This window comes from Bradyrhizobium sp. CCBAU 11361 (genome assembly GCF_028128935.1).
In the GTDB taxonomy this organism is placed as follows: domain Bacteria; phylum Pseudomonadota; class Alphaproteobacteria; order Rhizobiales; family Xanthobacteraceae; genus Bradyrhizobium; species Bradyrhizobium niftali.
On record NZ_LBJZ01000200.1, the window covers coordinates 132453 to 150293 of the forward strand.

The window sequence follows — 17841 nt, forward strand, 5'->3', positions numbered from 1 at the left end:
CCGGGAAGATGTTCCTATTTTTCCCGATGCGTATGAACGCTGCATGCCGTCTCTAAGCTCGCGACCAGGATCAGCTTTGCCGTTTTTTCCTGATCTCCTGATCGCGACAGGAACGAAGGCGGGCGCAGTCCATTATGTCGGCGGATGGCGTCCGCCGTCGGCCACGCATTGCCCGGCCGGCGGAGTCGCCGATCCGTTGACCGAACCGCTGCATCCTGGAGCAGCCGGTTCGGTCGCTGGCGGGACGTCAGTTCATGCCGATTTCAACCGCAATCCGGATCAGGTCGGAATGGTTCTTGGCCCCCAGCTTCTGCTTGAGCAGGGAAGTGGTGTTGGCGACTGTCTTGTAGGAGATCCCAAGCGCCTCGGCGACCTCGACGATCTTGTCGCCGCGCCCGAGCAGGCGGAGAATCTCGAGCTCCCGCGGCGTCATCTGCGAGGCCGGATTGGCCTTGATCGCGGCGCCGGAAAACGTCACGGCCTCCGCGAGTTGCGGCGAGATGAAATTGTCGCCCGCGACCACCTTGCGCACCGCTTTCAGCAGGATCCTGGGATCGTCGCCCTTGGAAACATAGCCCTGCGCCCCCAGCTCGACCGCCCGCACCACAAAGGCCGGATCGTCGTTCATGCTGAACATGATGATCTTGGCGTCGGGATCGTCCTTGCGGATCCGCCGCATCAGCTCGAAGCCGGAGACATCGGGCAGGCTGATGTCGATCACGGTGACGTCGGGCCGCTTGCTGATATAGGCGCGATGGCCGGATTTGGCGTCCGTCGCCTCTTCGATGCGGATCGAATGGTCGGATGCGAAAAGGGTGCGGCACCCCGACAGCACCACGGGGTGGTCGTCGACGATCAGAACCCTGGTCGCCGGCTTGGCGGTATCTTGCATCGCGCGCTCTCTGGTTTTTCGACTCATAGACCGGCGGGAACAAATGGAAAGAGAGAAATCCGCCGGGACACGTTAGAATTGACCTAATGTGGCAACATCTGTCGTTCAGGACCCAACTGTTTCTACCGCTCGGCGTGAGCTTCCTCGCCGCGCTGGTCATGGGCGGCGTGCTGCTCCAGAGCTTTGCGACCGGCCAGCTGGCCGACGAGAACGAATCGGGGCGACATTCGACCCGAGCGGTCGCCGCGGCGCTCAACAACACCCTGCGCGCCTCGGACAACCCGCGGCAGACGCTCGACGCCTTTGCCCATTCTTTGGACACCTCCTCCGATATCCAATTCCGCGCGGTGCAAGCGGGTCCCGCATCCTCCCCGACGGACGGCCTGCGCAAGCCGCATAGCGTGCCGCAATGGTTCGTCGATCTGCTCGCCGTCCCGGACATGGACGCGACATCTCCGGTGACGATCGACGGCAAGCATGTCGGCGATCTCGTCTTCGTGCCGGACCTGTCGGCCGATCTGTTCGAGAAGTGGATCGGCTTCCTCGCGCTGACCAGCCTGGTCATCGTGCTGATGGCGACCACCGGCACCATCGCCTATGTCTTCGCGGGGTCGGCCATGCGCCCGCTGCAATATCTCGGCCAGGGGCTCACGCGCATGCGGCGCGGCGACTACACCGTGCCGATCCCGGTCGGCGGACCGCCGGAAATCCGGCAAAGCTGCGAGGAGGCCAATGCGCTGGCTGCAACGCTCGCGCAATTGAGCCAGGACAATCGCGACCTTTTGCACCGCCTAGTCTCGCTCCAGGACGACGAGCGGCGCGATCTCGCCCGCGAACTGCATGACGAGCTCGGCCCGCTGCTGTTCAGCATCCGCGCCGGCACGATCGCACTGATCGAGGCTTCGCCGCCGGTGGGACATCTCGGCAATGCGGCGCAGGAGGTGCTGCAATCGGTCGAGGCGCTCCAGCAGACCAACCGCCGCATCCTCGACCGGCTGCGGCCGCTCTACATCGAGGAATTGGGGCTGGAGGCCAGCGTGCAAACGCTGCTCCGGAACTTTCGCAAGCAGGCCCCGCATGTCGGCCTGACCGCCACGGTCGATCCTGATCTCAACGGGATCGACGGGCCGCTGGCCCAGACCGTCTATCGCGTGATCCAGGAGGCGCTGACCAACGTGCTGCGCCATGCCGCAGCACGCAATGCCCATGTGCAGGCGATCCGCGCCGGTGAGACGCTCGTCATCGAGATCTCCGACGACGGCGGGGGATTTCCCGAAGGCAACGTCTTCGGCCGGGGCCTGACCGGCATGCATGAGCGCGCGCGCGCGCTCAGCGGATCGCTGTCATTGCTGCGCGCGAATGAAAGAACCTATGTGCGCTGCCGTCTGCCCGTGGAGACGACGCGGGACGAGCCGGCGCAAGGCTAGCAGGCGCAGCCGTGATGCGCGTTCTGTCGCGCCGGCGCGCACAGCGTGCTGTAGATCTTACCTTCCGCACTGAAGCGAAACGAGGCGTGAATGCGCAGCGAGCCTGCGACGGAATATTCGAGATCGACGCCATCAGGCACGGGATGGATCTCCTCGAGACCGAAGCCGGCCGACGAGAATGCGCTGAGCCGCGGCCCCCAGTAGGTTTCGAGTTCGCCTCGGCCGCGATAACGCTGCGTGCCGTTGCACATGCATTCGACCTGGGCGTCGTCGGCATAGAGGTCGAGCAGCGTCGCGAGGTCGCCCTTCCGGCAGGCATCCACCCAATCGACGACAATTCCCATCTGATCGAAATCGCTCACGCCGCAATCCTGTCTGCCGCGAAAATTTGCATGCGGCTTAGGACCACACTCGTGAATGTGCGCTGAATGGTAAACCCCGGGTGATACCGGGTTCCTTCCGGGAACCTACGGGAAAATTCAGCCCGGCCGACGTCCCCTCACCCAGACGCCGAATGCGATCAGCACCGCGCCTGCGAGCGCGAACCAGGTGATGGCGTATTGCAGGTGATCGTCCTTCAGATGCACGTCGAGCGGACCCGGACGCGGGATGCCATTCGCGGGCGCCGGCTGCTCCAGGTCGATGTAGAACGGTGCAACCGCGCCCCAGCCGAGCGCGCTCGCGATCGCCACGTGATCGCGAACGAACCAGAGCCGCTTGTCGCGGTTCTCTGACGGCGTCAGCCAGCCCGACGGTTCGGGAAAGCGCAGATAGCCGGTGAGCGCGACCGGCTGCCCGGTCACGAGCTTCTTCACCGCGCGATCCTCGACGCTGCGATCCTGCATCGTGTTCTCGACGAAGCCGGCATCGATCACGACCATCTCGCCGCTCGGAAGCCGCGCCGGCAGGAACGCCCAGGTGCCGGGACCGGAGGCGTCCTTGCGCACGGCCGAGCCGGACGAATAGACCATCGCATCGGGCGAGGCGGCGTAGGTCGCGGTGAAGCTGACACGGCGGAATTCGTCGCGCGCGGGATTCAGCGCAGCCCATTGCGCGGGCGGCGGCAGCGCGATGGGTGCCGCCGCCAGACGCTCGGTGAGCGCTGCGATCAGCTCGTGCTTGGCGGTCCGGCGCTGCAATTGCCAGACGCCGAGGGCGACGAAGGCGGCCGTCAGGAGCAGCGTGAACAGCGCAAAGCCGGCCACGCGAGGCTTGCGCGCAGTCTCGTTCATTTCGCGCGGTCGACCAGCCGGCCCGGAGCTGCCTTGTGGTGGAATTGCAGTGCGATCAGCAGCGACTTCATCGCGCGCAGCGGCAGCAGCGTGGTGGCGAGGATCAGCGGCAGCCACAGCACGGCATGCAGCCAGTACGGCGGTTGGTACTTGACCTCGACGATCAGCGCGCACGCAACGACGATCCCTCCGGCCAGCATGATGATGAAGATCGCCGGACCATCGCCGGTGTCGATGAAAGCGTAGTCGAGGCTGCAGCGCTCGCAGCGAGGTGCGAGCGTCAGGAAGCCCGCATAGAGCTTGCCCTTGCCGCAGCGCGGACATTTGCAGGCCAGCCCGCGCATCGCGCTTTGCAGGACGGTGGTTGCGGACTCAGGTGGACCGGCGGTGTCGTTCATGATGGCGAACTCTATCACAGTTTCCGCCGAAACTTCCGGCGGCGCAAAAGCGAAAGGGCGGCCGTGCGGCCGCCCTTTCTGATCGATCCAAGGCTGCTCAGTGCGCGCCGTGGGCCATGGCCTCGGCGCCACGTCCCCAGACGTAGATGGCGAGGAACAGGAACAGCCAGACCACGTCGACGAAGTGCCAGTACCAGGCGGCGAATTCGAAGCCGAGGTGCTGCTTCGGCGTGAAGTGTCCGGCATAGGCACGGGCGAGGCACACGATCAGGAAGATGGTGCCGACCAGCACATGGAAGCCATGGAAGCCGGTCGCCATGAAGAAGGTCGCGCCGTAGACGTTGCCGGCGAACGAGAACGCCGCGTGGCCGTACTCATAGGCCTGCACGCAGGTGAACAGCGCGCCGAGCAGGACGGTGAGGATCAGGCCGTATTTCAGGCCCTGGCGATCGTTCTCGAGCAGCGCATGGTGCGCCCAGGTCACCGTGGTGCCCGAGGTGAGCAGGATCAGCGTGTTCAGGAGCGGCAGGTGCCAGGGATCGAAGGTCTCGATGCCGTGGGGCGGCCAGGTGCCCGGCACGGCGCAGGCGCCGGCCTGGGTGCCGAGGCCGCAGCCAAACACGGCGTCGCGGGTGGCGTGGACAGCGTCGGCCGGAAACAGCGCCGCGTTGAAATAGGCCCAGAACCAGGCGACGAAGAACATCACCTCGGAGGCGATGAACAGGATCATGCCGTAGCGGTGATGGAGCTGCACGACGCGGGTGTGGTCGCCCTTGTACTGGGCTTCCTTGATCACGTCGCCCCACCAGCTCGCCATGGTGTAGAGCACGCCGACGGTGCCGACGCCGAACACGATCGGCGCGGCGGAGAACATGTGATGCATCCAGGCGATCGCGCCGACCGCCATGATGAAGGCCGAGAGCGAACCGACGGCCGGCCAGGGAGAGGGATCGACCAGGTGATAGTCGTGATGCTTGGTGTGCGCCGTTGCCATTTGCGGTCTCTCTCCTCAATCCCGTGCCTGTCCGGCACTTATCCCCTTGTTTCCGACCTGCCGAGCCTGAAGCCCGGCGGTCAGAGATTTCCCTTGCGTTTGTCGGCTTCGCCGGATGCGAGCGGCTTCACCACCGGATCCTTCACCGGGTAGAACGTGTAGGACAGCGTGATCGTGTTGAGCCCGTCGTTCTCGTGGTCGTCGGCGATCGACGGATCGACGTAGAACACGACCGGCATCTCGCGCTTCTCGCCGGGCGCCATGGTCTGCTCGGTGAAGCAGAAGCAGTTGATCTTCTGGAAGTAGGACCCGACCGTCAGCGGCGCGACGTTGTAGGCGGCCTGGCCCGCGGTGGTGCGCGCGGCCTGGTTGGTCACGGTGTAGAAGACGGTCACGACCTGGCCGATATTGACCTCGATCTCGCTCTGCTCCGGCTCGAACTTCCAGGGCAGGCCGGGCGCGACGTTGGAATCGAAGCGCACCGCGATCTTCCGCGCAATTGGACCCGAGGCCGGCGCGGCGGTCGCGACCTGGGTCGTGCCGTTGAAGCCGGTGGCGCGGCAGAACCAGTTGTAGAACGGCACCGCCGCGTAGGAGGCGCCGACCATCAGCGCCACCACGCCGCCGCAGATCGAGGCGACCAGCACGTCGCGGCCAAGCCCCCTGGAACGGCCTTTGGTGGCCGCCCGGCTCTGATCCCGCGATATGGTCGGCTCGTGATCCATCTTCCCTACATCGGCCGGACTAGAACTGCCGGTCCCTTGACCATGGTGACGGCGAAGAACAGCACCACGAGCACGCCGAGCGTCCAAGCAATGGCAATGGAGCGCTGACGACGGCTCTTCTTCTGCGCCTCGGTGAGGACGATTCCATCTGGCTCGGGTTTGTCAGCCATCGCAGCGATCATGCGCCCCCTGCCATCGGAGCAAGCGCCCGGAACACGACCTCGGCCAGCAAGGTCGCAAACAGCGCGAACAGATAAAGGATGGAGAAAGCAAACAGCTTGCGGGTCGCGCGCAGCGACTGGCTACGCTCGCGGCGCATATAAACGTTGATCGCGAGCACCAGCATGCCGGCGCCGAGGATCAGCGAGACCACGCCATAGATCGCGTCGAAATAGCCGAGCGCCCAAGGCGCGGCGGCGACCGCGATCAGCACGATCGTGTAGAGCAGGATCTGCAGACGCGTCGCGTCGGGACCGGCGACGTTGGGCAGCATCGGAATGCCGGCGCGGGCGTAATCGTCCGAGCGGAACAGCGCCAGCGCCCAGAAATGCGGCGGGGTCCAGAAGAAGATGATGGCGAAGAGAAGCAGCGGCTCGACGTCGACCGTGCCTGTGACCGCGGCCCAGGCCACCACCGGCGGCAACGCGCCGGCGGCGCCGCCGATCACGATGTTCTGCGCGGTCCAGCGCTTCAGCCACATCGTGTAGATCACGACGTAGAAGAAGATGGTGAAGGCGAGCAGCGCACCCGCGATCCAATTGACGAGGATGCCGAGCGTCATCACCGAGAAGAAGGCGAGCGTCATGCCGAACGTCATCGCCTCGGGACGGGTGATGCGGCCACGCGGAATCGGCCGGTTCGCCGTGCGCGACATCTTGGCGTCGATGTCGCCTTCGAGCGCCATGTTGAGCGCCCCGGAGGCGCCGGCGCCGACGGCGATGCAGAGCAGCGAGGTGATCGCCAGCACCGGGTGGAAATGCCCGGGCGCCATCGCCATTCCGACCAGTGCGGTGAAGATCACCAGCGACATCACCCGCGGCTTGAGCAGCGCAATGTAGTCGCCCACCTCCGCTTCGGAGATGCGGGGATTGATGTCGACGGTGTTGTGGTCGAGGACGGACACTAAATCAACTCGCTTCGTTATGGAGCCGCGGCGCCCGACACGGGCGCCGCGGGCGATCGCTTACTGCACGCGGGGCAGCACTTCGAACTGATGGAAGGGCGGCGGCGAGGGCAGCGTCCACTCCAGCGTGGTCGCGCCTGCACCCCACGGATTGTCGCCAGCCGGCACCTTCTTCATGAAGGCGTCGAGCACGCAGTAGAGGAAGATCAGCACGCCGAAGCCGGAGATGTAGGAGCCGACCGAGGAGACCAGGTTCCAGCCGGCGAAAGCGTCGGGATAATCGACGTAACGGCGTGGCATGCCCGACAGGCCGAGGAAGTGCTGCGGGAAGAACACCAGGTTGACGCCGATGAAGGTGACCCAGAAGTGCGCCTTGGCCAGCGTCTCGTTGTACATGTAGCCCGACATCTTCGGGAACCAGTAGTACCAGCCAGCAAAGATCCCGAACACCGCACCGAGCGACAGCACGTAGTGGAAGTGCGCGACGACGTAGTAGGTCTCCTGGAGCACGCGATCGACGCCGGCATTCGCCAGCACGACGCCAGTGACGCCACCGACCGTGAACAGGAAGATGAAGCCGACCGCCCAGATCATCGGGGCGCGGAATTCGATCGAGCCGCCCCACATCGTGGCGATCCACGAGAAGATCTTCACGCCGGTCGGAACCGCGATCACCATCGTCGCCGCGACGAAATAGGCCTGCGTCGCGCTGGACATGCCGACCGTGTACATGTGATGCGCCCACACCACGAAGCCGATGCCGCCGATCGCGACCATGGCGTAGGCCATGCCGAGATAGCCGAACACGGGCTTGCGCGAGAAGGTGGAGACGATCTGGCTGATCATGCCGAAGGCGGGCAGGATCAGGATGTACACCTCGGGATGGCCGAAGAACCAGAACAGGTGCTGGAACAGCACGGGGTCGCCGCCGCCGTCGGGCGCGAAGAAGGTCGTGCCGAAATTGCGGTCGGTGAGCAACATGGTGATCGCACCGGCGAGCACCGGCAGCGACAGCAGCAGCAGGAACACCGTCACCAGGATCGACCACACGAACAGCGGCATCTTGTGCAGGGTCATGCCCGGCGCGCGCATGTTGAAGATCGTGGTGATGAAGTTGATGGCGCCGAGGATCGACGAGGCACCCGCCAGATGCAGCGACAGGATCGCGAAATCGACGGCCGGGCCGGGATGGCCGGAGCTCGACAGCGGCACATACATGGTCCAGCCGGCGCCGACGCCGTTGGCGCCCGGCTCGCCCTCGACGAAGGTCGACATCAGCAGCAGCCCGAACGAGGCCGGCAGCAGCCAGAACGAGATGTTGTTCATGCGCGGGAACGCCATGTCGGGCGCGCCGATCATCAGCGGCACGAACCAGTTGCCGAAGCCGCCGATCATCGCCGGCATGACCATGAAGAAGATCATGATCAGGCCGTGGGAGGTCACGAAGACGTTGTAGGTGTGCGTCTCGTGGAAGATCTGCACGCCCGGATACATCAGCTCGGCACGGATCGCGACCGACATCGCGGCACCGATGACGCCGGCGATGACCGCGAAGATCAGGTACATCGTGCCGATGTCCTTGTGGTTGGTCGAATAGACGTAGCGCCGCCATCCGGTCGGATGGGCATGCTCGTCATGTCCGTGGTCTTGCGCGTGATCGCCGTGTGCCGCTGCGCTCGTTGCCATTTTCAAATCCTGCCTTGCGTCCCATGCGGACCTTATGCGGTCCCGCCCTTTATGTCGCTTTCAGTCCCCTCGAGCCCTCACCCGGCGCTTACTGCGTCGGGCCGGCCGCGGAGGCGTAGGTGCTGGTGCCGCCGCTCGCATATTTCTTTTTCGCCGTTTCGACCCAGGAGGCGAACTCCTTGTCTTCCACGACGCGAATCGCGATCGGCATGAAGGCGTGATCCTTGCCGCAGAGCTCCGAGCACTGGCCGTAGAACATGCCGGTCTTGGTGGCCTTGAACCAGGTCTCGTTCAGCCGCCCCGGAATGGCGTCGATCTTGACGCCGAAAGCCGGCAGCGCGAAAGCGTGGATGACGTCTGCACCGGTCACCTGGACGCGAATCACCTTGTTGACGGGCACCACCATCTCGTTGTCGACGCCGAGCAGGCGGGGCTGCTTGTCCTGGGCCATCAGCGAGTCGAACTCGAACTTGCCGTTATCAGGATAGGCGTAGGACCAGTACCACTGCTTGCCGGTCGCCTTGATGGTCAGGTCCGCCTTCGGCACGTCGAGCTCGAGGAACAGCAGGCGGAACGACGGCACCGAGATGCCGACCAGGATCAGTACCGGAACCAGCGTCCAGGCCACTTCGATCAGCGTGTTGTGGGTGGTCCGCGAGGGCACCGGATTGGCCTTCGCGTTGAACTTGATGACCACGACCACCAGCAGCGCCAGAACGAACAGCGTAATCAGCGTGATGAGCACGAACAGGAAGTTGTGGAACCAGACGATATTGTCCATCACCGGCGAGCCGGACTGCTGGAGCGTCCACTCCCATGGCGCCGGCTGCCCAAGCTCGGCAAATGCCGCGCTGCCCGTCGCCAGTGTCAGACCAGCTACGGCCAATCCCAGCAAATGCCGGCCTACCCGGCCCTTCGACATCCTCATGCCGTTCGCGCTCCCCTTACGAAATCACCCCAGGTGCGTTCCCCTATTTTTGGGAAACGCTTATTCGATCCGTCCGTCTGACAAACCGCCACTCAAGAATACCTCTAAGAGGAATTGGGGCCAGATCGCTAGAACGCCGAAATCAAGCTTCTCAAACCATAATTCTTGATCTATCGCAATGCAGTCTTGAGCCCCACCTGCCAGCGATCACCCGCAAGATATTTCCTAGTAACATCAGACAAAAATACCGTTTCCCGGGACGCTGTGGCTTGACAGCGGAATTGCCCGTTGTAGGCACTGGCGAACGGCCGCACAGGAACCTGATTCGTGCCGGCGACGGCGGCCTCGGCGGCGCGGAATTTGCTTGGGAATTGCCTTCAAGACGCCGTCATTTCCGTATCAGTCCACCCGCGCAAGCGACCCAAGCGAGCAGAGGGACCGACCCCGATGGGGCTTTCGAGATGCATGGCCAGGCCGGATAACAGCCTCAACGCGCTGATCGGCCTTCTGGCCGCCGCCCTTCTCCTTGCTTTACCCGGTCTCGCCCATGCGCAGGGCGCGGTGCGCTCCGTCCATGGCGACTGGCAGATCCGCTGCGACACCCCGCCGGGCGCCCAGACCGAGCAATGCGCCCTGATCCAGAGCGTGGTGGCCGAAGACCGCTCCAATGCCGGTCTGACCGTGATCGTGCTCAAGACCGCCGACCAGAAGAGCCGCCTGATGCGCGTGGTCGCCCCCCTGGGTGTGCTGCTGCCCTCCGGCCTCGGGCTGAAGCTCGACAACCAGGACGTCGGCCGCGCCGGCTTCGTCCGCTGCCTGCCCAATGGCTGCGTCGCCGAGGTCGTCATGGACGACAAGCTGCTCGGCCAGCTTCGCACCGCCAAGACCGCCACCTTCATCATCTTCGAGACGCCTGAAGAAGGCATCGGTTTCCCGCTCAGCCTGAACGGGCTCGGCGAGGGCTATGACAAGCTGCCGTAGGCGGCTGGACCGGCGGACCTATTGTTTCCGTAATGTGAGGCTTCGCGCCCTCGCGGAACTGATCTGAAACCATTATCTTGCCCCAGATCTCCAGATAATGGACGGACACATGACCAATCCCGCCACGACCTCCCTGCTCGACCGCGCCAATCTCGACCGCGACCAGGTTCGCCACGAGGTCGCGCGCGGGCTTGCCGGCGCCGACGACGGCGAGCTGTTCCTGGAGTACAGCCAGACCGAAGCGCTGATGTTCGACAATGGGCGGCTGAAGCAGGCGACCTACGACACCTCGCAGGGTTTTGGCCTGCGCGCCGTCAAGGACGACGCCGTCGGCTACGCCCACTCCTCCGACGTCTCGCTGCCGGCGCTGATTCGCGCCGCCGATGCGGTTGCCGCCGTGCGTGGCGGCTATTCGGGCAGCTTCGCGGCGCCGCCTCCGCACACCAATGTGCGGCTCTATGGCGACGACAATCCGCTGGATGCACCGGGCTTCGAGACCAAGGTCAAGCTGCTCGCCGAGATCGACGCCTATCTGCGCGACAAGGATCCGCGGGTACGGCAGGTCAGCGTCAGCCTGGGTGCGACCTGGCAGGTCGTCGAAATCCTGCGGCCCGACGGCGAGAGCTATCGCGACATCCGCCCGCTGGTGCGCGTCAACGTCTCCGTCGTCGCCGGCCAGGGTGACCGCCAGGAGAGCGGAAGCAAGGGCTATGGCGGCCGCGCCGGCTATGCCGAATTCATCGAGAGCAAGAACTGGCGCGACGCCGCCGACGGCGCGCTGCGCGAGGCGCTGGTCAATCTGGAGTCCGTTCCCGCCCCCGCCGGCGAGATGGACGTCGTGCTCGGCGCAGGCTGGCCCGGCGTGATGCTGCATGAAGCGGTCGGCCACGGCCTCGAAGGCGACTTCAACCGCAAGAAGACCTCGGCGTTTGCCGGCCTGATGGGCCAGCAGGTCGCGGCCAAGGGCGTCACCGTGGTCGACGACGGCACCATTGCTTCGCGCCGCGGCTCGCTGTCGATCGACGACGAGGGCACGCCGACCAACCGCACCGTGCTGATCGAGGACGGCATCCTGGTCGGCTACATGCAGGATCGTCAGAACGCGCGCCTGATGAACATGAAGCCGACCGGCAACGGCCGCCGTCAGGGCTATGCCCATGTGCCGATGCCGCGCATGACCAACACCTACATGCTCGCGGGCGACCGCGATCCGGCCGAGATCCTGGCGTCGGTGAAGAACGGCGTTTTCGCCGCGAATTTCGGCGGCGGCCAGGTCGACATCACCTCGGGCAAATACGTGTTCCAGTGCACCGAGGCCTACAAGATCGAGAACGGCAAGATCGGCGCCCCGCTGAAGGGCGCCATGCTGATCGGCAACGGGCCGACCGACCTGCATCGCATCCGCATGATCGGCAACGATCTCGCGCTCGATACCGGCATCGGCACCTGCGGCAAGAACGGCCAGGGCGTGCCGGTTGGCGTCGGCCAGCCGTCGCTTCTGATGGAACGCATTACGGTGGGTGGAACGGGCGCATGAGTGTCGAGAAGGTGACTGCGACCGCAACCAAACGGAAGAGCAGCGGCTGGGGCGGGCAACTGGTGCAACTCGCCGGCATCGTCGTCGCGGTGTTCATCGCCAAGGGCGCGCTCGCCGAGCCGTTCTACGTGCCGTCGGGCTCGATGGAGCCGACGCTGCTGATCGGCGATGCGTTGCTCGCCTCGAAATTCCCCTATGGCTACGGCACCTCGTCGCTGCCGATCCAGATCAACCTGCCCGAGAGCGGCCGCGTGTTCGCGGAGACACCGAAGCAGGGCGACGTCGTCGTGTTCCGCTGGCCCGGCGATCGCTCGCAGGCCTGGGTGAAGCGCGTCGTGGGTCTGCCCGGCGACCGCATCCAGATGCGGCAGGGCCAGCTCTTCATCAACGACCGGCCCGCCGAGCTCAAGCCCGACGGCGTCGGCGCCGCCGAGGACGACAATGGCGGCAGCGAGCCCGCCTACCGCTATGTCGAGACGCTGCCGAACGGCGTCTCGCACCTGATCTTCAAGATGCGCGACAACGGCCCGCTCGACAACACGCCTGAGGTGACGGTGCCGGCAGGACATCTCTTCGTGCTCGGCGATAACCGCGACAACTCCGCCGACAGCCGCGTGCCGCTGCGCTCCGGCGGCGTCGGCATGCTGCCGATCGACAATCTGGTCGGACGTGCGGATGCCGTGCTCGGCTCCTGGGATCTCGGCATGCGCGGCCAGCCGGTGTGGACCTGGCTGTCCGGTTTCCGCCTGGCGCGGTTCTTCACCGCGGTGCATTGAGCGGAACGTAGATCGTAGGGTGGGCAAAGCGGAAGCGTGCCCACCACGTCTGTCGCAACGTGGAGAGATGGTGGGCACGACGCGCGAAGAGCGCGCCTTTGCCCACCCTACGATTTCCGATGACCCGCGACGAATTTCTCGCTCACGCCCTGCGCAATCCGATCAACGCGGCGATCATCGACGAGCTCGCGCGTCTTGCCCTGCCCGATGCCTGGCTGGTGTCGGGATGCCTGGTGCAGACGGCGTGGAACGTGCTCACGGATCGCGCAGTCGATCACGGCATCGCCGACTACGACGTCTTCTATTTCGACTCCGATACCTCATGGGAGGCGGAGGACGCGGTAATCCGCGAGCTGCGGGCGCGGCTCGGTCATCTCGGCGCCAAGGTCGAGACGCGCAATCAGGCACGCGTGCATCTGTGGTATCCGGGCAAGCACGGCCTGCCCTATCCGCCCCTGACGTGCTCGACCGATGGCATCGACCGCTTCCTCACGCAGAACACCCAAGTCGGGGTCAGACGCGCAGGCGATGGCTACGAGGTCTACGCGCCGCATGACTTCGGCGATGTCGCAGGGCTGATCGCACGGCCCAATCCGGGCCCGAATTTTTCCGCGGCAAGTTACGCGGTGAAGGCCGCGCGATGGAAGGCGCTGTGGCCGGAGCTCACGGTAATCGCAGCGGAGTGAGATGCCCGCTTTGTCCTCCTCGTCATTGCGAGCGCAGCGACTTGTCCGCCGAAGCTTTAGCGAAGGCGGAAGCAACCCAGTATCCGTCCGCGGCGGCAGCCTGGATTGCTTCGCTACGCTCGCAATGACGGCGGTGAGAGCTGCGTGCTACCGCACCACGCCCGACGTGAACCCCGCCTTGCGACGCGGCGGCTTGATTTCCTTTTTCAGGAAGCAGCGCGCCTCGCGGCCGGTGTAGCCGGGGCGGGCATAGGTGAAAGCGCGGCACTTGTTGTCGGCGGTGCAAGCGGCCTTGCAGGCCTCCTCGCCTTCACCGTCCTTGAGCTCGAAATTGCGCAAATCGCCGCCGGGGCGGTCGATCGACGTTTCCACGCCCTCGATGCGCGGCTCGATCACGCCGGCGCCGCGGACGCCGGAGATGCAGCAACTGCCCGGCACGCGTGCCGGCACAGTGTTCTTCAGCCAGCACACCGCTGAGCCGCCCTCGACGTCGGGATAGTTGAAGCTCCAGGAGCGGCAACGGCGGTCACGCTCGCACAGCAGCGCGCAATCCTCGGGGTCGCCTGATGTGACCGGCGTGCTGAAATAGTCGCCGCCGGGCCGGTCGAATGCCGTCTGGGCGCGCGCAGGCCAGCTCGCAACCGCGAGCGAAAGCAGCGCGGCGCATGCCACGACGCTTGCCAAGACCCTTGCCATGACGGACAGGCGGCCCTTCCCCATCAGAACAGCTTTCGAGTTATTGACGACGCTCAGGTTTTTTCAGCCGGTCATTTGATCGCCGCAAACCTGTATGGGCGATGAACGGCTCAAGTCCTGGTCGTCGGCCTGTTGGTCTAGAACGCGTACTTCGCGCAGCTAGAACGCGTATTCCGCGTAGGCCGGTTCCACGGAGCCCTTCCAGGGGCCGTTGAACTTCTCCAGCATTTCCTCGGCCGGCGTGCGGCCGGAATCGATAATGCGGTCGAGCGGCTCCAGATGCCGCGTCTCGTCGCGACCGAGCTGGTCGATCCGGCCGCGCCGGCGCAGGCCGGCATGTGCCAGAACGAGGCATTCCTTGGCGATCTCGAACAGATAGCGGTCCCTGATCCGCGCCTTGAAGCCGAAGCGCGGCACGTCGTCGCGCAGGGCCTGGCGCTCATGCGCGGTCCAGTGCTTCACCATGTCCCAGGCGGCATCGAGCGACACATCGTCATAGAGCAGCCCGACCCAGAACGCCGGCAGCGCCGGCAGACGGCCCCACGGTCCGCCATCGGAGCCGCGCATCTCGAGATAGCGCTTCAGCCGCACTTCCGGGAAGATCGTCGAGAGATGGTTGGCCCAGTCCGACAATGTCGGCCGCTCGCCGGGAAGATTGTTGTTGCGGCCGTCGAAGAAGGCGCGGAACGAGGAGCCCGAGACGTCGATGTACTCTTCGCCGCGCTTGACGAAATACATGGGCACGTCGAGCGCGTAGTCGACATAGCGCTCGAAGCCCATGCCGTCCTCGAACGCCCAGGGCATCATGCCCGCGCGCGCATTGTCCGTGTCGCGCCAGATCTCGGAGCGGAAGGAGAGGAAGCCGTTCGGCTTGCCTTCGGTGAACGGCGAATTTGCGAACAAGGCGGTTGCGACCGGCTGGAGCGCGAGCGACACGCGCAGCTTCTTGACCATGTCGGCTTCGGAGGAGAAGTCGAGATTGGTCTGCACCGTGCAGGTCCGGTACATCATGTCGAGGCCGTACTGGCCGACCTTCGGCATGTAGTTGGTCATGATCTTGTAGCGGCCCTTGGGCATCACCGGAATGTCGGCGCGCGACCAGGACGGCGTCATGCCGAGCCCGAGGAAGCCGATGCCGAGCGGCGTTGCGATCTCGCGCACCTGCGCCAGATGCGCCATCAGCTCGCTCTGGGTCTGGTGCACGTTCTCGACCGGCGCGCCGGAAAGCTCGAACTGCCCGCCCGGCTCGAGCGAGATCGCGCCGCCGCCGGTGACGTCGTAGAGGCCGATGATGTTACCCTTCTCCATGATCGGCTCCCAGCCGAGCAGGAGCTTCATGCCCTCGAGCAGCGCGCCGATGCCGCGCGCGCCTTCGTAGGGCACCGGGCGGTGCCCTTCGAGCGTGAACGGCGTCTTCTCGTGCTCGGTGCCCAAGCGGAATTCGGACGGGTTCTTGCAGCCCTCCTCGAACCACGCAACGAGCTCGTCGCGCGACTGCAACGGCGTCATATCGATCTGGTCTCGCGCCATATCAAACTCTAATCAAAAGCGCTTCGACCGAATGCGCGGGTGACGGGATGGTCCGCGAACCCACCGGGCGCGCAGACGTGCTGGTTTGCCGCGCGATCATCGCGACGGCGTGCTTTCGTTGACGTTGGCGGCGGGCGGCAGCGTCATCTCGCCACACGAGCAGCCCAGCCGGTCGAGCAGGCCGCTGAGCTTGACGGCATCGGCATCGGACAGTTTCGAACCGACATATTTCTCGATCGCAGCGGAATAGGCACTCCACATCCGCTTCTGCAACTCGCGGCCGGCTTCCGTGATCTCGACGAACTGTCCGCGCTTGTCGATCTTGCATTCGCGCCGCGAGGCGAGCCCCTCGTCGACCAGGCGGTCGATCAGGCGCGAGGTGGAGTATTGCGGGATCAGCATCTGCCGTTCGAGTTCCACAGGCCGCAACTCGCCGGAGGGCGCGCGCGACAGTTCGAGCAGCGCGTCATACCAGGCCAGCGGCGGGAACCCCGCCTTCTTCAGGTCCTGCTCGACGCAGTCGAGGACGCGGCTCTGCACCCGCATCAGGCGGATCCAGGCGGCGGTTGCCTCGGTCGATGGTTTGCGTTTCATGATCCCACTCAAACTCGTCGCCCGTCTCTTACCCCACTCGATGCACCTGCATCAATCTTGACTATTGCATGCAGGTGCATGTAGGCGTTCATTCGCCCAAGCCAAGCAACAAGAGGAGGAAATTCCATGAAACTCTACTACTCGCCCGGCGCCTGCTCCCTGTCCCCCCACATCGCGCTCCTCGAAGCCGGCCTGCCCTACGAGCTGGTCAAGGTCGATATCCGGGCCAAGAAGCTCGAAAATGGTGAGGATTATCTGAAGCTGAACCCCAAGGGCCAGGTCCCTGCGCTGGGCCTCGACAGCGGTGAGATCGTGACCGAAGGCCCGGTGATTGTCCAGATGATCGCCGATCAGGCTACTGCCAAGGCACTGGCGCCGGCCCACGGCAGTGCCGAGCGCTACAAGCTGCTCGAATGGCTGAACTTCCTCACCTCGGAGGTGCACAAGAGCTTCGGTCCGATGTTTGCGCCGGCGCTGAACGACGAGGCCAAGGCGTTCTTCAAGGACCGCGTCATGGGCAAGCTGAAATACATCGACAGCCAGCTCGCCGGCCGCGACTACCTGATGGGCAAGCAGTTCACGGTTGCCGACGGCTACCTCTTCACGATGCTGACCTGGGGCGACCGGATGAAGTTCGACCTTTCGGCGATGCCCAATCTCACTGCCTACAAGACCCGCGTCGCGGCGCGGCCGCAGGTGCAGGAGGCGCTGAGGAAGGAAGGGCTGGCGCAGACGAAGTAAGCGCTCGCAAGACGCAAAAGCGAAAGGCCGGACCGACGATCCGGCCTTTCCTAATTTGCTGCCCGGCGGAGCGAACCCATTTCGCCGGATCATCGTACCTTAATTAGACTTATGACCTACTGTTCACTAAATGTAAGTAGTGCTGTCTTGTCAGCACTCGCAAAGCGGGCGAGCGTGGCGAAATTGTCGACGATTATTTGGACTCTCATCGGAGCTGAACTTGACGATTGCCTTCGTCCTGATCGTCGCAAGTGCGCTGGTGGGATTAGCGACAGGTTACGTCTACAAGATCTGGGCGCTGGTCTTGACCTCGCCACTCATCGCAATTTTCTCGGCGATAATTCTGCGCGTTTACGAATTCGGGATGATGGCGGGCGTGATCGTCATTGCCACCTGTCTTGTCGTCAGCCAGCTCGCCTATCTCTTGGCAGCCTATGTGCTGCACGCGCGCAACGTCTCATCCGATGACGAAATCGACGGCGAGCCAAACGAGACACCCGAGCAGAAAATCCGCCGCCAGCACAAGTAACGCCAGGGCTGCCCAAAGCACAGGCCCCTTGCGGCGCAGGCGTGCCGGCTTCTGTTGCAGCCAGAGACGGCCATTCGCGGACGCAACAGCGTATTTCGCGGTGAGATCGCGGCCGAGCGCGGTCTTCCGCAGCACCAAAGAGTTCATCAAGGACACTTTCTTATTTCGTCTTCAACTTGCCGATGGATCGGCAAGCGTCCCAACGGGTTCATGACCCTGACCCACAGCAAGACTAGTGCCAGGGCCGAGCAAAAGAACGGCGCCGCTTTGGCGCGCCTATGACAATTGCGCGACACCGCGGCAGCGGGACTCTGGCACGGTTCCTACGCGAATTCTGTGACCGGTTCCACAGATCGGGAACCTCCT

The 17841-nt window shown here is 64.5% G+C and carries 20 protein-coding genes; 7 read left to right on the forward strand and 13 right to left on the reverse strand.

Features of this window, described 5'->3' with window-relative positions; all coding sequences use genetic code 11:
* Nucleotides 1-247: 247 nt before the first annotated feature.
* A complete protein-coding gene (locus XI08_RS44165; RefSeq protein WP_027542396.1) occupies nt 248-892 on the reverse strand; it encodes a response regulator transcription factor in 645 nt (214 codons plus the stop codon).
* Between the two features lie 86 nt (nt 893-978).
* Here XI08_RS44165 and XI08_RS44170 point away from each other — a divergent pair, with 86 nt between their 5' ends.
* On the forward strand, nt 979-2319 hold the full coding sequence (locus XI08_RS44170; protein WP_271579242.1) for a histidine kinase: 1341 nt from the start codon (nt 979-981) through the stop codon (nt 2317-2319).
* Here XI08_RS44170 and XI08_RS44175 read toward each other — a convergent pair.
* The 9 genes from XI08_RS44175 to coxB form a co-directional block, all read right to left on the reverse strand.
* Nucleotides 2316-2681 (reverse strand): nuclear transport factor 2 family protein, encoded by a 366-nt coding sequence (locus XI08_RS44175; RefSeq protein WP_271579243.1) that lies wholly within the window; start codon nt 2679-2681, stop codon nt 2316-2318. The two genes, XI08_RS44170 and XI08_RS44175, sit on opposite strands and share 4 nt — an antisense overlap.
* Nucleotides 2682-2798: 117 nt before the next feature.
* Nucleotides 2799-3551, reverse strand: a complete 753-nt coding sequence (locus XI08_RS44180) for an SURF1 family protein (RefSeq protein ID WP_271579244.1) — start codon at nt 3549-3551, stop codon at nt 2799-2801.
* A complete protein-coding gene (locus tag XI08_RS44185) occupies nt 3548-3949 on the reverse strand; it encodes a DUF983 domain-containing protein (RefSeq protein WP_271579245.1) in 402 nt (133 codons plus the stop codon). Before XI08_RS44185 ends, XI08_RS44180 begins: the two co-directional genes overlap by 4 nt.
* Nucleotides 3950-4046: 97 nt before the next feature.
* Nucleotides 4047-4943 (reverse strand): cytochrome c oxidase subunit 3, encoded by an 897-nt coding sequence (locus XI08_RS44190; RefSeq protein ID WP_271579246.1) that lies wholly within the window; start codon nt 4941-4943, stop codon nt 4047-4049.
* Between the two features lie 80 nt (nt 4944-5023).
* On the reverse strand, nt 5024-5668 hold the full coding sequence (locus XI08_RS44195) for a cytochrome c oxidase assembly protein (RefSeq protein WP_027542390.1): 645 nt from the start codon (nt 5666-5668) through the stop codon (nt 5024-5026).
* Between the two features lie 5 nt (nt 5669-5673).
* Nucleotides 5674-5850 carry a CoxF protein gene (locus XI08_RS44200; protein ID WP_271579247.1) on the reverse strand — a complete coding sequence of 59 codons (177 nt, stop codon included), beginning with the start codon at nt 5848-5850 and terminating at the stop codon, nt 5674-5676.
* Nucleotides 5847-6791 (reverse strand): heme o synthase, encoded by a 945-nt coding sequence (locus XI08_RS44205; RefSeq protein WP_271579248.1) that lies wholly within the window; start codon nt 6789-6791, stop codon nt 5847-5849. Before XI08_RS44205 ends, XI08_RS44200 begins: the two co-directional genes overlap by 4 nt.
* 60 nt (nt 6792-6851) lie before the next feature.
* The gene (gene ctaD / locus XI08_RS44210; protein ID WP_027542387.1) at nt 6852-8477 is read right to left on the reverse strand and encodes a cytochrome c oxidase subunit I; all 1626 of its coding nucleotides are present in this window, start codon (nt 8475-8477) and stop codon (nt 6852-6854) included.
* An 88-nt stretch (nt 8478-8565) separates the two neighbouring features.
* Nucleotides 8566-9405, reverse strand: a complete 840-nt coding sequence (coxB, locus tag XI08_RS44215) for a cytochrome c oxidase subunit II (protein ID WP_271579249.1) — start codon at nt 9403-9405, stop codon at nt 8566-8568.
* Between the two features lie 447 nt (nt 9406-9852).
* Here coxB and XI08_RS44220 point away from each other — a divergent pair, with 447 nt between their 5' ends.
* The 4 genes from XI08_RS44220 to XI08_RS44235 all read left to right on the forward strand — a co-directional run bounded on the left by XI08_RS44220 (nt 9853) and on the right by XI08_RS44235 (nt 13385).
* Nucleotides 9853-10386 carry an invasion associated locus B family protein gene (locus XI08_RS44220; protein WP_027542385.1) on the forward strand — a complete coding sequence of 178 codons (534 nt, stop codon included), beginning with the start codon at nt 9853-9855 and terminating at the stop codon, nt 10384-10386.
* 109 nt (nt 10387-10495) lie between these two features.
* Nucleotides 10496-11923, forward strand: a complete 1428-nt coding sequence (gene tldD, locus XI08_RS44225) for a metalloprotease TldD (protein ID WP_027542384.1) — start codon at nt 10496-10498, stop codon at nt 11921-11923.
* Nucleotides 11920-12699 (forward strand): signal peptidase I, encoded by a 780-nt coding sequence (gene lepB, locus XI08_RS44230; protein ID WP_135176239.1) that lies wholly within the window; start codon nt 11920-11922, stop codon nt 12697-12699. The genes tldD and lepB overlap by 4 nt, the downstream gene beginning before the upstream one ends.
* A 119-nt stretch (nt 12700-12818) precedes the next feature.
* Nucleotides 12819-13385, forward strand: a complete 567-nt coding sequence (locus tag XI08_RS44235; protein WP_271579250.1) for a nucleotidyltransferase family protein — start codon at nt 12819-12821, stop codon at nt 13383-13385.
* Between the two features lie 147 nt (nt 13386-13532).
* On the opposite strand, the gene XI08_RS44240 is transcribed toward XI08_RS44235, so the two are convergent.
* The 3 genes from XI08_RS44240 to XI08_RS44250 form a co-directional block, all read right to left on the reverse strand.
* Nucleotides 13533-14105 carry a PAN domain-containing protein gene (locus XI08_RS44240; protein ID WP_271579251.1) on the reverse strand — a complete coding sequence of 191 codons (573 nt, stop codon included), beginning with the start codon at nt 14103-14105 and terminating at the stop codon, nt 13533-13535.
* Nucleotides 14106-14240: 135 nt separating this feature from the next.
* Nucleotides 14241-15611: a glutamate--cysteine ligase gene (locus XI08_RS44245; protein WP_135176236.1), complete on the reverse strand. Its 1371-nt coding sequence runs from the start codon at nt 15609-15611 to the stop codon at nt 14241-14243.
* A 96-nt stretch (nt 15612-15707) separates the two neighbouring features.
* Complete coding sequence (locus tag XI08_RS44250; RefSeq protein ID WP_271579252.1) at nt 15708-16205, reverse strand: MarR family winged helix-turn-helix transcriptional regulator; 498 nt, start codon at nt 16203-16205, stop codon at nt 15708-15710.
* Between the two features lie 126 nt (nt 16206-16331).
* Here XI08_RS44250 and gstA point away from each other — a divergent pair, with 126 nt between their 5' ends.
* Nucleotides 16332-16946 (forward strand): glutathione transferase GstA, encoded by a 615-nt coding sequence (gene gstA, locus XI08_RS44255; RefSeq protein WP_027542378.1) that lies wholly within the window; start codon nt 16332-16334, stop codon nt 16944-16946.
* 220 nt (nt 16947-17166) lie between these two features.
* Nucleotides 17167-17475 carry a hypothetical protein gene (locus XI08_RS44260; protein WP_271579253.1) on the forward strand — a complete coding sequence of 103 codons (309 nt, stop codon included), beginning with the start codon at nt 17167-17169 and terminating at the stop codon, nt 17473-17475.
* Nucleotides 17476-17841: the final 366 nt, after the last annotated feature.

Coding starts and splice junctions, on each gene's coding strand:
- XI08_RS44165 (WP_027542396.1), bottom strand. CDS start 892: ATGCAAGATACCGCCAAGCCGGCGACCAGGGTTCTGATCGTCGACGAC.
- XI08_RS44170 (WP_271579242.1), top strand. CDS start 979: ATGTGGCAACATCTGTCGTTCAGGACCCAACTGTTTCTACCGCTCGGC.
- XI08_RS44180 (WP_271579244.1), bottom strand. CDS start 3,551: ATGAACGAGACTGCGCGCAAGCCTCGCGTGGCCGGCTTTGCGCTGTTC.
- XI08_RS44185 (WP_271579245.1), bottom strand. CDS start 3,949: ATGAACGACACCGCCGGTCCACCTGAGTCCGCAACCACCGTCCTGCAA.
- XI08_RS44190 (WP_271579246.1), bottom strand. CDS start 4,943: ATGGCAACGGCGCACACCAAGCATCACGACTATCACCTGGTCGATCCC.
- XI08_RS44195 (WP_027542390.1), bottom strand. CDS start 5,668: ATGGATCACGAGCCGACCATATCGCGGGATCAGAGCCGGGCGGCCACC.
- XI08_RS44200 (WP_271579247.1), bottom strand. CDS start 5,850: ATGATCGCTGCGATGGCTGACAAACCCGAGCCAGATGGAATCGTCCTC.
- ctaD (WP_027542387.1), bottom strand. CDS start 8,477: ATGGCAACGAGCGCAGCGGCACACGGCGATCACGCGCAAGACCACGGA.
- coxB (WP_271579249.1), bottom strand. CDS start 9,405: ATGAGGATGTCGAAGGGCCGGGTAGGCCGGCATTTGCTGGGATTGGCC.
- XI08_RS44220 (WP_027542385.1), top strand. CDS start 9,853: ATGGGGCTTTCGAGATGCATGGCCAGGCCGGATAACAGCCTCAACGCG.
- tldD (WP_027542384.1), top strand. CDS start 10,496: ATGACCAATCCCGCCACGACCTCCCTGCTCGACCGCGCCAATCTCGAC.
- lepB (WP_135176239.1), top strand. CDS start 11,920: ATGAGTGTCGAGAAGGTGACTGCGACCGCAACCAAACGGAAGAGCAGC.
- XI08_RS44235 (WP_271579250.1), top strand. CDS start 12,819: ATGACCCGCGACGAATTTCTCGCTCACGCCCTGCGCAATCCGATCAAC.
- XI08_RS44240 (WP_271579251.1), bottom strand. CDS start 14,105: ATGGGGAAGGGCCGCCTGTCCGTCATGGCAAGGGTCTTGGCAAGCGTC.
- XI08_RS44245 (WP_135176236.1), bottom strand. CDS start 15,611: ATGGCGCGAGACCAGATCGATATGACGCCGTTGCAGTCGCGCGACGAG.
- XI08_RS44250 (WP_271579252.1), bottom strand. CDS start 16,205: ATGAAACGCAAACCATCGACCGAGGCAACCGCCGCCTGGATCCGCCTG.
- gstA (WP_027542378.1), top strand. CDS start 16,332: ATGAAACTCTACTACTCGCCCGGCGCCTGCTCCCTGTCCCCCCACATC.